We start from the raw sequence: 14726 nt of genomic DNA, 5'->3' as shown, positions 1-14726 counted from the left end.
CTATCTCCCTTTCGTTTCCAAAGATTTTTCTAACAAGCGACTCAAGAAGGAAACAGCCAAGGCTACACCCCAATAAAGAATGGCAACCGCTGTATAGGTTTCAAGAGAGTAATTCCCCAAATTGCGACTGATTAAGAGATTCCCAGCTCCCATGACATCCACAAAACCAATCGTATAGGCTAGGGCAGCGTCCCGCATCAAATTTAGAATAGCGGTCGTCATATTTGGAAGAGCCACTTGAAAAGCCTGAGGAAAAATGATTCTCCAAAATGTCTGACTAGGGGTCAAACCAATACTGACTCCAGCTTCCATCTGACCTTTGGGAATTGCCTGATAGGACGCCTTAAATACTTCTGCAATGATAGCCGCAAATAGCAAGACCATGGTGAATAAGACGAAGACCGTCGTAGACCAGTTGTTGATATCTAAATTCAGCCACCATTTTAAAAATTCAGGTAAACCATAAAAGACAAGGAATAGTAAAACAATAGGGGGAGTACAGCGAAGAGTGAAAATATAGCCCTTAGAAAGACCTGCAAAAGTCTTGTCTTCTCCCACTTGAGCCCAAGCCAGTAAGCCACCGAAAAGGGAACCGAGGACTGTAGTAAAAAAGAGAATGGACAAGGTCATAGGAAGAGCCTGCCATAAGGTTGGTAAAAATTGGAACACTCTTGAAAAATCATATGAAACCATATAAACCTCTTTCTAATACTCAATGAAAATCAAAAAGCAAACTAGCCGCAGGTTGCTCAAAACAGTGTTTTGAGGTTGTGGATAGAACTGACAAAATCAGTAACCATACCTACGGCAAGGCGACGTTGATGCGGTTTGAAGAGATTTTCGAAGAGCATAACATGCCTGATTGCTCATCTAATCTTTATCAACGTAGCTAAAGACATCTTCTTTAAAGTATTTTTGAGAAAGTTTAGCTAGAGTACTGTCTTCTTTTAATTCTTTAATCGCTTTTTCATACTCTTTAGCAAACTTCTCACCCTTTTCATCACGGTGAATCAAGGGATAGGTTGGAATTCCTTTATAAGGGAACCAGCTAAGTTTGTCCGCATATTGGTGGTAAGAGCCATCCTCTGTTGTCACCGCTTTTTCAAAAGACAACTTGATGTCAAAGAAAGCATCATAACGTCCTTCTAAAACCCAAGCATAAGCATCTGCCACCTTGAAAGATTCAGCAGCTGTCAACTCAATTGGTGTATCCTTGTACTTGTCATTATAGCTATTAATCACATTCCACTGGGCATTTTGAGGAGAGATGGGTACTAATTTTCCTTTATTTTTGGCGAAATCATCAATATTCTTATATTTAGCTTCATCTCCTTTTCTGACAGTAAAACCAATAATGCTGGCTCCTACTGGCTCAGATGGAATAATGAATTTCTTAGCCCGTTCATCTGTATACCAAGCACCTTTAGTTCCAATATCGTACTTGCCAGACTCAAGTCCAATCAAGAGATCATCATCACTAGTTCCAGTATACTCAAATTTATAATCTGCTAATTTCTCATCAACCGCCTTTAAAACAGCGACTTCATAACCATCTGATTCCCCTTTTTCGTCAATAAAATCATAAGGGACATAGTTTTGAGTATGGGCAACTTTTAAAGTTGTTACTTGTCCAGACGAAGCTGCATCTGCACCTTTAGCAGATGCTCCCGACAAAGTCCTACCAATAATCGTTGCTCCAAGCACTGCCACAACCGCAACTCCACCAACAATCCATGTTTTCTTACTCATATTCTTCTCCTTTATTTAGCTACTGCTTCTCTCACCCACTGGATACGCTCCACTGCAATATCGTTTGGAATGGTACAATCTGCTCCAAGTATGAGGCCATCTTTCCCTGTTTCTTCTACCAATCGTTTGGTTTCAGCCTGAATTTCTTCCTTACTGCCTCGATAGAGAAGGCCATCTTTACCGTTTTCAAATCCTCCCAGAACAGCACGACCCTTGAAAATCTCACGACCTTCTTTTAGACTAATCCCTTCTGGACCAACTGCCCAGTTAAAAACATGAGCTGGATAGTCTGCAAAGATATGAATATCGTTTCGGGCTCCTTCATAGCCACAGATATGAAGGATATTTACCCCACCAACCGACTTAGCCGCATTTAAAACAGTCAGTTCACTCGGCTCAATAATCTCCTGATAGGCTTCAGCAGAAACACGCGCATCCTGAATACTTTGCACACTGAGATAAATACCATCTACTCCTGCATCTTTAATAATAGCTTGACTCAAGCTAGCGATATCTTGCGCAATCACATCAAGTACTTTTTTCAATTTCTGAGAATCTTGAACTAAGAAGTCTGCAATGAGATCATCTCCACCAGACACTTCTCCAAGTAACCATTTGAGGTAGGTCACAGGCGCAAAAATATTGTAAATAGCAACAATATCTTCCGTAAACTCCTGCTTAATCTTCTTCACTAATTCTACCTGCTCTCTAATCCACGGATGATCTTTACCCAGAGGTTGAATCTCCGACAGCTCTTGGAGTGACTTCCCTTTGGCAATAACTGGATTTGGATAAGCAAAATAGCCATCACTCATCAACTTGATAAAGTCTGGATGTAGGTCACGGATAAAACGTTTGTGACCTTGTATGTTCTTTTCAATAATCACAGGATTGGAAAATCCCTTTAACCATTCCTCTTCTGATGTAAAGTGGTGCCAAAAACCTACAGGTACACGGTCAACCACTTCTCCTCTAAATGCTTTTAAAACCCATTCTCTTTTTTCTAACATCTCTATTCTCCATTTCTTTCTTTTTCAACTAATAAAACACTGGCAATATCATTGGTTTGAATAAAGGGAAGACTTCTCTTCTGAAAATCCTGAATCCCATGACATCTTGGCCCTTCCTTACAAGCAAGTCCCTTTGTAAGACTGATCGCAAGTAAGATGACAAAGCCGAGGGCCGTCCCTACCAATAGCCACTTTTTTCTTTTCATAAGGCTCTCCTATTCTAACATAGCAGCCTGACGAATCCAGTCCAATCTTTCTAATTCAAAGTCATCTGGAACCGTGCAATCCGCTCCAAGAAGGACTCCTCTAGTCCCAGCTTCAGCCAACAATCGTTTAGTTTCCTCTTGTAGTGCAGCCTTTCTACCTCCGTAAAGCAGGCTCTGCTTCCCATTTTCAAAACCACCCAAGACCGCTTTGCCATGAAATAGCTCCTGACCTTGAGGTAAACTGACTGCTTCATGGTGGGTTGCCCAGTTGAAAACCTGGGCTGGATAATCTTTAAAAATAGTCACATTGTTACTGGCACCTTGGAAACCGCAGATATGCAGGATATTTACCCCACCTACCTGATTGGCAGCTTCTAAAACCTTTATGTTACTTGGCTCAATATAGGTCTGATACAATTCTGCTGTGATGCGCTCATCCTGAATTTCTTGTGTACTGAGATAGATTCCATCTGCTCCACCATCCTGAATGATTTTTTTAGTTAGGATAGCGATATCCTCAGCTATCACGTCTAAAACATCCCTGAATAGCTCTGGATTTTCAAGAAAAAGATCTGAAACCTCCTTATCACCTCTAGAAGTCTCTGTACGAAACCACCTTTTCAAATAGGAGATCGGAGAAAAAATATTGTAAAATGATGCAATGTCCTCAGTGAAGGTTGCTCGAATAGCCTCTACCACTTCTACTTGTTGCTGAATCCAAGGATGGTTTTCACCAATCGACTCAATAGAAGCTAACTCCTGAAGACTTGTAACCTTAGGACTGTAGACATTACTTGGATAAATGAAAAATCCGTCACTCATCATTTTGACAAAATCAGGATGGATTCTTTCAACGTACTTCCGATGTCCCTCTACACTTTTTTGAAAGATACGTGGATTATTTAAACCTTGTCCTTTTTCCTCCAGTATTACAAAATGAAACCAAAAGCCAACAGGAACCCGTTCCACCTCTTCTCCTCGAATAGCTCTAAAAACTAGCTCTCTTTTACTTGTCATACTTCTCTCCTTCCATTTGGATTGAAACCATCTTACCACTCCTTTTGACCTTTTCCCAATATATATTGACTATCGACTTGATTGGGATTGTTTATATCAATAGAGAAAAAAATCTCTGAAAAGCTTGATTTTACTAGCTTTTCAGAGATTTTTTCTGTTTATTGCTTTTTAAAATAGTTGTTATATAGATTTTTTATCAGCCTGATTAGTATTTTTTATTAAGCCTCTTTCATGGCAAAGTAAGCCCGGACTTTGGGTGCTACTTGTGTTCCGAATAGTTCAATAGCTCTCAGAACCTGATCATGAGGCATAGAACCAAGAGGTAGGTGCAACATGAAGCGGTCCAAATCTAAATCCTCTATCATGCGAATCAATTTTTCGGCCACCTGATCTGGATTGCCCACAAACATGGCGCCATTTGATCCTACCTGCTCCAAATATTGCTTATAACGCAATTCTTGCCAGTGTGGACGGTCTTTGGAAATAGCATCCACTACTTGCTTGGTCGGATGGAAATAATCTTTCACAGCCTGCTCGCCATCTTCAGCAATCCAACCCCAAGAATGGACCCCAACCTTTAGTTCATGACTGGCATGGTCTGCTTCGCTCCCAATCTCACGATAAGCCTGAATCAACTTTTTAAAATAACGAGGGTTACCACCAATAATGGCATAGACAATCGGTAGGCCTGCCTGAGCAATCTTTACTGTTGATTCGACATGACCACCTGTCGCTATCCACAAGGGTAATTTGTCCTGAACTGGACGAGGATAAACTTCTTTACCAGCAATCGTTTGGGTCAATCGACCTTTCCAGTCTAGCTTTGTCTTTTCATTGACTAACTGGAGCAAGTCTAATTTCTCATCAAAAAGGGCTTCGTAGTCTTTCAAATCATAGCCAAACAGAGGAAATGATTCCGTGAAAGAACCCCTTCCAGCCATAATCTCCGCACGTCCATTTGACAAAGCATCGATAGTGGCATATTGTTGGAATAAGCGAATCGGATCCATGCTCGAGAGAATGCTGACTGCACTGGTCAAACGGATTTTCTTGGTATTGACTGCCCCAGCTGCCAGTACAATCTCTGGGGCTGATACTGCAAAATCCTCTCGATGGTGCTCACCAATCCCATACACATCCAAACCAACCTTGTCAGCCAGTTCAACCTCTGCTAGCAACTGGCGAATGCGTTCGTCATGGCTGTAAGTTTGCCCAATCCCTTCAAGCTCCGTTGTTTCCCCAAATGTTGAAATTCCCAATTCTACCATTGTGATTCTCCCTATCTACTCTGTCCTTCAATTTGAAAAATTATTCTAATACTCAATGAAAATCAAAGAGCAAACTAGGAAGCTAGCCGCAGGCTGCTCAAATCACTGCTTTGAGGTGGTAGATAGAACTGACGAAGTTAGTAACATATGCCTAAGACAAAGCGATACTAACCTGATTTGAAGAGATTTTCGAAAAAGATTAAATATACTCTACAATTTGCTCAATCAATTCTGGGTCGTCTAAACCTGTAACTTGTATAACAACATCTTTGACTGATTGTTTAGCCAACAATTCACCTAATCGAATACTTTCTTCATCATTTACATCGCGATAGTCAAAGGCATAGCCAACTGTTTTAAGTAGGTTTTTATATGACAAACTGAGTTCTTTCAATTCACGTATCGGCCGGATGAATCGTTCATTATAGCCTAATTTTCGGATTGGAGTACGAGCTACGCGACTAACCTCGTCCACTATGAAAGGATTTTCAAACCGTTCTATAATGACTTTGTGATAATTCTCCAATTCTTTTTTATCAAAGTTCCATTTGGCAATCAAGAGACTCCGAATTTCAGCTAATACAGATTCAATCCGAGATTTGATATTAGGATTTTGAAGAGCTTCCAAAATTGTCTTGGCACCATAATGCGCACCAATGTAAGCTGAAGTTGCATGTCCAGAATTGACTGAAAAAAGTTTTCGCTCAATAAAGGGTTCTAAATCTTCTTCATAATGCACATCTTTTAGACGTAAATCTGGATTTTTAAGACGCTTGGTTTCCACGACCCATTCATTAAAGGGTTCGACCACAACAAAAAGGGAATCTTCGTGACTTTGTGCTGGAACAATCCTGTCTACTGCAGCATTTGGAAAACCTATGTAGTTATCAGCAAATGTCAAACCTTCCGGACTTAAATATTTCTTGACTTCTTGATAAAGAAATTGAGACCCGCCAATCATATTTTCACAGGCCATAACATCCAATGCCTGTGTATTTCCTGCAACTCGGCGAGCTTCGATTCCTTTGGCTAGAAGTTCAGCGATAAAAGGGAGTATATTAGGTCCGATTGCAGTAGTAATAATATCCGTCTTTTGAATCGCTTCAATGACTTGCTCAGGGTCTTCTTTGCTATTAATGCCAGCCACATTAGTTACTTCTATACGAGACTGTCCTTTCTGTGCAATTTCAATTTCATACTTGCCCTTTTCATTTAGAGCATGAATTATCTGATTATTGACATCCACAAAATCAATATGGAAACCATTTTTAAATAGAATTTCACCTATAAAACCACGACCGATATTACCGGCACCAAAATGAACAGAATGTTTCATTCAATTTCTCCTTTTCCTATTTGAGGGACATATATACTAGATGACAAATGACGAAATTCAATTATTCAACAGCATCAAATAAGCGCAACACTTCCTCTTTTGACTGAGCATCTGCTAGTTTAAGAACATTATCTACATCTGCACAGAAGATAGAAATTTTCTGAATAATTTCTAAGTGTTCATTACCAATACCAGCAATACCAAAAAGAACCGTTGCCACTTGAGGGTTAGATACATTCCCAAAATCAACCCCTCTAGGGACTTGAACGACTGTAATACCAGACTTGAGGACATCATTTTTTGCTGCATCTGTTCCATGCGGTATGGCGATAAAGTTACCCATGTAAACAGATAGCTCTTTATCTCGCTCAATCATGGCTTCAATATAGTCTTCATTAACATATCCACCCTCATAAAGAACTTGCCCACAATAACAAATAGCTTCCTCCTTGTTAGAAAATTGTTTATTAAGCTTAATCAAATGTTTTTCAAGTTTCATATTAGTTCTCCAATTTCTTAATTTTTTCTTTAAAAATAGTATTTAGCATCTGATAAATAATGGATTGATTTCCCGTCTTGTAAATCTCTGTATAAAGATGATTTTCAATAATCGACTGACTAATAGCTGTCATTAAATCTCTAGCTTCCTCGCTAGCTTCTTTAGACATTAGCATTAGCAGACACCTTTTGACCTCTTCTTCCTCTCGTTTCATTGACAATGCGGAGATAGGTAGTTTGAGTTCAAACATAGTAAAACTATTTGTTGTTACTTTGCTAGACTGACTATGTAAAAGCACCAGACCAGTATTAGGAATAGCCATAGGACTATTCTGGAAGTGAGATAACAATTTTCTTGTTAGATAATCTCTGTCACTCACATTCTTCTGATATTGGATGATTTGTTCTACCGTGTGCTCAAATGATTGATTATTCTCCAATTGAACCAACTCGAATTGACTCAAAAGCTGACTACTAGATATTAAATAATCTTGCAAGTCATAACTTTTCTCTGGAGCGATAGCATCACGCGCGACAATTGTACGATGTGCCTGTACATACTGAAGTCGTTCCTGTAATTCAAGCAGTTCTTTGACGGTTGGAAAACTAGAAATTACATCGATTTCCTGATTAGTCAGCGGCTTGGTAGATAAAATATAATCATACTGACTGAGATCAATACTGTGGTAATCTACTAGAGACTGAATATCTATCAACTCTACAAAAGGAGCAACACTCTTAATTTTACTGACTAATAAATCTCTAGTGACCCGACGTTCATCCGTTAAAAGCAAAACACGGACTGGATAAATCTCTGGACTACGGCCTAAGCTAGAGATAAAATGTAGGGCAATCATGCCATACTCATACTCTGTATGAAGATATTTCGGAAAAATATCATTTACTAAAAGACTGATGACTGTATAAAGAAATTTATTCCTTTCAACTAAAATCTGGACAGATTCTGGCAAATTTTCACCCTGAAAAAGGATAGGGACGCCTAAACTGAGCCGAATATGATGGAAAAGAAAATTGAATAAAACCTTGTCCTTAAAAAAGTCAATCTTGGTATACATGGAAACCGTATCAATCAGATTTGAAATATTGTAGAAAAATTCACCATCAAATTTCTCCGTAAAGAGCGGATTGTCCTGACGTTTAATGATTAATTCATCCAAGATGCTCGCAAAATAGATAATTTCCTGAATACTATAAAATTGTGCAGTCTGCTTAGAGTAAGCTTGAAAAATTTTTTGAGAAATTTCCAAAGCCTGCTTACTAGTATTAGGTGAATTTTCAATGTTTTGCTCCTGACCTATAAGAGATAACAAGATCGCAAAAAACATCTTCATCCTAGCATCCATATCTGGAAAACCTGACAGTTGCTTATTAACAATCTGACTGGCCAGCCTAGTTCTATCTGCTTCTAAAATATCAAAGCTCCCAAAATTACCGGTTGAAAAATCTGCTACTGAGATACAGTTTGTCAGTAAAATAGCCAAAAATCTTCTCTTACCAACTGAATCACCAGAAATACGATAACCTTTTTGTCGTTCAATTTTCAGATCAAAGTCTAAAAGACGCTTATCAATATCTGAAATATCCTGAATAATAGTTACATTACTGACTTTCATGCACTCTTGCAATGCTTCATTGGTGACAAAACCACTCTCAGTCAGAAGGCGATAGGTAATCAACTCTTGTCTTTCTTGGGGACTATACTCAACTAACACTTCAAGTTCTGTCGGCAAATCATCCAACTCTCCAGTCAAAATATAGTATTTCCCATGCTTCGTTATTTCGATTCCATATTGCTCCATGCTATCTGTCAAATCTGATAAAGTTCGATAAATTGTTCTAGATGAAACCTGTAAGATTTCAGTCATGTCTTGCATTGAAAGCTTCCCTACATGTAGGAAAGCCTTCAATAATTGTTCTTCTCGTTTGGTTAATAGCATTCGTAATTTAGAAACCTCTAGTTCTATTTGTACATTCTAACAGCCATTTTGTCATATTCTGGTGTTGTTACTAAACTATCCACAATAAGAAATTGAGAATTCGGTGCTGTTTGCTGCACTTCTGCCTGTAAAGAAATAGTTGTTACAATCATTATGTTTTTAGAATTAAATTCACCTAATTCTGAAATTTTGGCAGTAGAAACTGGAATACGAATATTCTTGTTTCTAAAGATAGCCCGAATCGTTTCACAGCCCATAGTTGCAGATCCCTGTGCTTTACCATAAGCAACTACTACAGCATCAATATGGTTAAGGTCAATTTCCTGACTATCTACTGATGCTGAAGTTGATATATCTCCTTCAATTTCTGCTATTGGAGAAGCTCCTGTTAATGAAGCTACAATTTCATCATAACGAGGGGACGCTAAGAAATTATCAACAGAAACATGAATAGCACTTGGACTCTTGTCTTTAGCTCTTGGTGTCAGTTCTTCCTGAGTAACAATTAATGTTTTTGGTGTATCAAGCAAATTTGAGATTGCCTGATTAGATACTGGAATCTCTAGACCTGCTTTTTTAACCTTATCTCGAAGAATACTAGCTCCCATAGCAGAGCTTCCCATACCAGCATCGCAGGCGAAAATGATTTTTTCCACTGAGTCTGTCGAAACAACTGCATCAACAGAAGTTGATACTAACTGACCTTTAGACTGAGCCTTAGCTGCTTGGGTAGCCGCCTGAGCAGCTTCGAGCGAATCCTCAGTTGACTTGTCTGCATGAAGAATAAGGGCTGCTACAAGGAAAGAAACAACTGCTGCCACTAAAACACCTAGAAGAACATTTAGATGGGGCCAAACGCCTTTTGGCGCCGTAGCCATAATCGCAATAATAGAACCTGGTGAAGCTGGAGATTTAAGACCAGCGTCTAAGAGTTGAAAAGTAAAAGTTCCAGAGATACCTCCTGCCATAGCAGCTAAAAATAGAGTAGGCTTCATCATAACATAAGGAAAGTAAATTTCATGAATCCCTCCGAAGAAATGAATAAGCATTGCCCCCCAAGAAGAAGATTTAGCAGAACCTTTACCGAATACAGCATAAGCTAATAGAATTCCCAGGCCTGGTCCAGGATTAGCTTCCAATAGGAAGAGAATTGACTTACCAGCTTGAGCTACCTGTTCTACTCCCAGAGGAGTAAAAATGCCATGATTGAGGGCATTATTGAGGAAAAGGACTTTAGCCGGTTCGATAATAAAATTAGCTATAGGAAGGAGGCGAGCATTAACAATAGCCTCAACACCATTCCCAACAGCTCCAGTAAGAGTCGATACGACTGGACCGATTGCGTAGAAAGCCAAAAGCAATAATGCAAAACCAACGAGACCAGCTGAGAAATTATTAACTAACATTTCAAATCCGGGACGAATTTTTTCCTGGAACTTTTCATCAAATTTCTTGATAGTCCATCCTCCCAGTGAGCCCATTACCATAGCTCCGATAAACATAGGAACACTAGAACCTGTGATTGCACCAACAGTAGCAATAGCTCCTACAACGGCACCACGTTGACCATGGATCATATATCCACCTGTGTAACCAATCAGGATTGGCAATAAATACGTTAACATAGGACCAACAACAGTAGCTAACTGTTCATTTGGCAGATAGCCATCAGCGATAAAGAGGGCAGTCAACACTCCCCAAGCAATAAATGCTCCAATATTGGGCATAACCATATTTGAAAGCGATGTCCCTAGTTTTTGAACTCTGACTTTCAATGATACTTTTTCTTCCATTAGGATCATCCTCCTTTTCTTAAAACTAGTATATACAAAGTTAAAAACCTTTAAAACTAAAGTTTTGTCACAGATTTTGTGCCAAAACTTTACTTTTGACGAGGCTGGGCAAAAAGGCTTAAAAATGATAAAACGCATCATATCAGGTGTACAAAACCTTAATATGATGCGTTTTATCATGGAAAGATTTACTGAATTTTCTCTTCAAATTGAGTTTTTGCCCAGCTTCCTCTTTTTATAGTAGTTTGAAATAAGATACGAACAAATCAATTGGAAAATTCAAATTAATTTCTAGAAATATTTTAGTATTCCTGTGTACTGTTCTAAATTCAATCTGCTATAATTATTGAAAAGTAAACCCTTATCATCATTTGTAACATAAAAAATAGGCTGTAAAACCTTATAGGATAAACCTATGGCTTTACGCCCGTATATTCATAGATTCTATTCTACCGTTACTGACTTGGCAAGGTTACGTGGTTTGTCCACATCGAGGCCACGGTGGAGGGTTGCAAAGTAAGCGACCAATTGTGTTGGTACGACCATTGAAATTGGTGAGAGGTAAGGGTGTACAGTCGTAAGGACGATAGCGTCTGTCTCTTTAGCAACATTTTCTTCTGCGATAGTGAGGACTTTTGCACCACGGGCTGCCACCTCTTGGATATTTCCACGAGTGTGGTTGGCAAGGACTGGATCTGACAAGAGAGTCAAAACAGGTGTTCCTTCTTCAATCAAGGCAATAGTTCCGTGCTTAAGTTCTCCTGCCGCAAAGCCTTCACACTGGATGTAAGAAATCTCTTTAAGTTTGAGACTTGCTTCCATGGCTACGTAGTAATCTTGACCACGTCCGATGTAAAAGGCGTTACGAGTTGTTTCAAGTAGCTCACGAACCTTGACTTCAATGGTTTCTTTCTCTGAAAGAGTTGATTCGATAGACTGAGCTACGATTGACAACTCATGAACTAAATCAAAGGCTTGCGCTTTGGCATTTCCATTTGCTTCTCCGACTGCTTTTGCAAGGAAGGCAAGGGCTGCAATTTGCGCTGTATAGGCCTTGGTTGAGGCTACGGCAATTTCAGGACCTGCGTGAAGGAGCATGGTATGGTTAGCTTCACGTGAAAGGGTTGAACCTGGGACATTTGTCACTGTCAAGCTTGGGATTCCCATTTCATTAGCCTTGACCAAAACCTGACGGCTATCCGCTGTTTCACCAGACTGGCTGATAAAGATGAAGAGTGGTGTCTTGCTGAGAAGTGGCATACCGTAGCCCCACTCAGATGAGATTCCAAGTTCAACTGGTGTATCTGTCAATTCTTCCAGCATCTTCTTAGAAGCAAATCCTGCGTGGTACGATGTTCCAGCTGCAAGGATGTAAATGCGGTCTGCATCTTGAACAGCCTTAATGATAGCTGGATCTACCACTACTTGACCAGCTTCATCTGTGTAGGCTTGAATGAGTTTACGCATAACAGTTGGTTGCTCATCAATTTCCTTAAGCATGTAGTAAGGGTAAGTTCCCTTACCGATATCTGACAAATCAAGCTCAGCAGTGTAACTAGCACGCTCACGACTATTTCCATCATAGTCTTGAACTTCCACACTATCAGCCTTAACGATTACCAATTCTTGGTCATGAATTTCCATGTATTGGTTGGTCTCACGAATCATAGCCATAGCATCTGAGCAGACCATGTTATATCCCTCTCCAAGACCAATCAAAAGTGGTGATTTATTTTTAGCCACGTAGATGACTTCAGGATCTTGTGAGTCAATCAAGGCAAAGGCATATGAACCACGGATAATATGAAGAGCTTTTTTGAAGGCTTCAAGAACAGAAAGACCTTCTTCTTCCGCAAATTTTCCAATCAAGTGAACAGCGATTTCCGTATCTGTTTGCCCCTTAAAGTGGTGACCTGCAAGGTATTCTTCCTTGATTTCAAGGTAGTTCTCAATCACCCCGTTGTGAACCAAAACAAAACGTTCAGTCTCAGAGCGATGTGGGTGAGCATTGTCCTCAGTTGGTTTCCCATGAGTTGCCCAACGAGTATGTCCAATACCAGTTGTTCCCTCAACACCAGCTGTCTTAGCGGACAATTCTGCAATACGGCCTACAGCTTTTACTAGGTGATTTTCAGCACCACCTAGGACAAAAATTCCCGCAGAATCATAGCCACGGTATTCGAGCTTTTCAAGCCCTTGAATCAAAATATCAGTTGCATTTGTGTTTCCAACAACACCAACAATTCCACACATAGTATATACGACACAGGCAAGCTGTGCTTTCTCCTTAAAATTGGTATAGTCTAATTCCTCTTTTATAGAATCAGCAAAAACAGTATATACTTGTTTCTTTCACTTGTCAAGAGTAAAAATTGGTATAGTTCAAATTAAGCTCTTGTAAGCAAAAAATTCTGACCAATTAGGACAATCAGTCAGAGTCTTTCTTAAAATCCATTATTGTCGCTTAGTTCCTTGAACCAGTGCCCTGATTTTTTCAGACGACGTTCTTGCGTTTTCAAGTCTAATTCGACCAAACCATAGCGATTTTTATAACTATTGAGCCATGACCAGCAATCGATAGAGGTCCAAATCAAGTAGCCCTTACAATTGGCTCCGTCTTCAATGGCACGGTGAAGTTCCCGAAGATGACCTTTTACAAATTCAATACGATAATCATCTTGAATCATCCCATCTTGACGGAATTTTTCCTCTCCTTCAACACCCATACCATTCTCTGTCAACAGCCACTCGATATTACCATAATTTTCCTTGATATTTTGGGCAATGTCATAAATCCCTTGCTCATAAATCTCCCAGCCACGGTGAGGATTGATTTTACGTCCAGGCATCACATAAGGCTCATAAAAATGTTCTGGTAAGAGTGGACTCTCTGGATGCTTCGCAAATCGAGGCGCCATAACACGCAAAGGTTGATAGTAGTTGACACCAAGGAAGTCCACCGTATTGTCACGAATGAGATTCAACTCCTCCTCTGTAGCATCAGGCAAGAGACCGTATTCATGTAAGATTTCTACCAACTCCTGTGGATAAGTCCCCAAAACAGACGGATCTAAGAAAGATTGGGCCTGAAAAAGGTCCGCAATGCGAGCTGCCTTGACATCAGCAGGATGCTGGCTGCGTGGATAAGCCGGTGTTAAGTTGAGGACAATCCCAATCTTGGAATCAGGCAAGAGTTCATGACAGGCCTTAACCGCCCGACTGCTGGCCAATTGTGTATGATAGGCTACTTTAACTGCTGCCTCTGCATCCACCTTATGTGGATAATGGGCATCGTAAAAATAGCCAAATTCTACTGGAACGATTGGCTCGTTAAAGGTAATCCATTGATCCACTAAATCTCCATAAGTCTCAAAACAAAAACGAGCATAGTCTTCATAGGCTGAGACAGTCGCCTTATTTTCCCAACCATCACCATCCTCTTGAATGGCAAAAGGTAAATCAAAATGATAAAGATTCACTAAAAGACGAATCCCTTTGGCCCTAATAGCCTCAAAAACCTTACGGTAAAAGTCTACTCCTTGAGCATTGACTTCCCCACGCCCTTGTGGAAAAATCCGTGACCACTGAATAGAAGTCCGAAAGGCCGTGTGACCAGTTTCTAACAGTAACTCAATATCCTTTTCCCAGTTTTCATAAAAGGTCGATGTCTTATCTGGACCAATCCCATTATAGTAACGATTTGGCTCCACTTGGAACCAGTAATCCCAGAGATTATCTCCCTTACCGTCACCAGCTACACGTCCCTCTGTCTGCGGCCCAGAAGTAGAGGACCCCCAGACAAAATCCTTTGGAAATCTTAGCATACATTTACCTCTTTATCTACTCATTTTTCCCATTATACAGAAAAAACAAGGTAAAAACTAGTTACAT

12 protein-coding genes are annotated in these 14726 nt (G+C 39.9%); all 12 read right to left on the bottom strand.

Going from position 1 to position 14726, the window contains the following annotated elements:
* Entirely contained in the window at positions 1–693 is a 693-nt protein-coding gene (locus tag HT709_RS03720) for an amino acid ABC transporter permease (RefSeq protein ID WP_000255468.1), read from the bottom strand.
* A gap of 177 nt (positions 694–870) precedes the next feature.
* Entirely contained in the window at positions 871–1749 is an 879-nt protein-coding gene (locus tag HT709_RS03715) for a transporter substrate-binding domain-containing protein (protein ID WP_000039544.1), read from the bottom strand.
* 11 nt (positions 1750–1760) lie between these two features.
* Entirely contained in the window at positions 1761–2759 is a 999-nt protein-coding gene (locus HT709_RS03710) for a uroporphyrinogen decarboxylase family protein (protein WP_000890777.1), read from the bottom strand.
* A gap of 2 nt (positions 2760–2761) precedes the next feature.
* Positions 2762–2965 carry a hypothetical protein gene (locus HT709_RS03705; RefSeq protein ID WP_000823548.1) on the bottom strand — a complete coding sequence of 68 codons (204 nt, stop codon included), beginning with the start codon at positions 2963–2965 and terminating at the stop codon, positions 2762–2764.
* Positions 2966–2974: 9 nt separating this feature from the next.
* On the bottom strand, positions 2975–3982 hold the full coding sequence (locus HT709_RS03700; RefSeq protein ID WP_000202170.1) for a uroporphyrinogen decarboxylase family protein: 1008 nt from the start codon (positions 3980–3982) through the stop codon (positions 2975–2977).
* 218 nt (positions 3983–4200) lie between these two features.
* Positions 4201–5250, bottom strand: coding sequence for an LLM class flavin-dependent oxidoreductase (locus HT709_RS03695; protein ID WP_000229791.1), 1050 nt, complete (start codon positions 5248–5250; stop codon positions 4201–4203).
* 199 nt (positions 5251–5449) lie between these two features.
* Positions 5450–6586, bottom strand: a complete 1137-nt coding sequence (locus HT709_RS03690; protein ID WP_000682963.1) for a mannitol-1-phosphate 5-dehydrogenase — start codon at positions 6584–6586, stop codon at positions 5450–5452.
* Between the two features lie 61 nt (positions 6587–6647).
* Positions 6648–7085, bottom strand: a complete 438-nt coding sequence (locus tag HT709_RS03685) for a PTS sugar transporter subunit IIA (protein WP_000764149.1) — start codon at positions 7083–7085, stop codon at positions 6648–6650.
* 1 nt (position 7086) lies between these two features.
* Positions 7087–9042: a transcription antiterminator gene (locus HT709_RS03680; RefSeq protein WP_014017193.1), complete on the bottom strand. Its 1956-nt coding sequence runs from the start codon at positions 9040–9042 to the stop codon at positions 7087–7089.
* 23 nt (positions 9043–9065) lie between these two features.
* Positions 9066–10835 (bottom strand): PTS mannitol-specific transporter subunit IIBC, encoded by a 1770-nt coding sequence (locus HT709_RS03675; RefSeq protein ID WP_000391682.1) that lies wholly within the window; start codon positions 10833–10835, stop codon positions 9066–9068.
* A 444-nt stretch (positions 10836–11279) separates the two neighbouring features.
* Positions 11280–13088, bottom strand: a complete 1809-nt coding sequence (gene glmS, locus HT709_RS03670) for a glutamine--fructose-6-phosphate transaminase (isomerizing) (protein ID WP_172925526.1) — start codon at positions 13086–13088, stop codon at positions 11280–11282.
* 191 nt (positions 13089–13279) lie between these two features.
* Positions 13280–14659 (bottom strand): 6-phospho-beta-glucosidase, encoded by a 1380-nt coding sequence (gene bglA / locus HT709_RS03665; RefSeq protein WP_172925525.1) that lies wholly within the window; start codon positions 14657–14659, stop codon positions 13280–13282.
* Positions 14660–14726: the final 67 nt, after the last annotated feature.

The sequence above is a fragment of the Streptococcus sp. 1343 genome (genome assembly GCF_013277355.1).
Lineage (GTDB): Bacteria > Bacillota > Bacilli > Lactobacillales > Streptococcaceae > Streptococcus > Streptococcus pseudopneumoniae.
The sequence above is the reverse complement of the archived record's forward strand: the minus strand, read 5'-3'. Positions and strand labels throughout refer to the sequence as shown.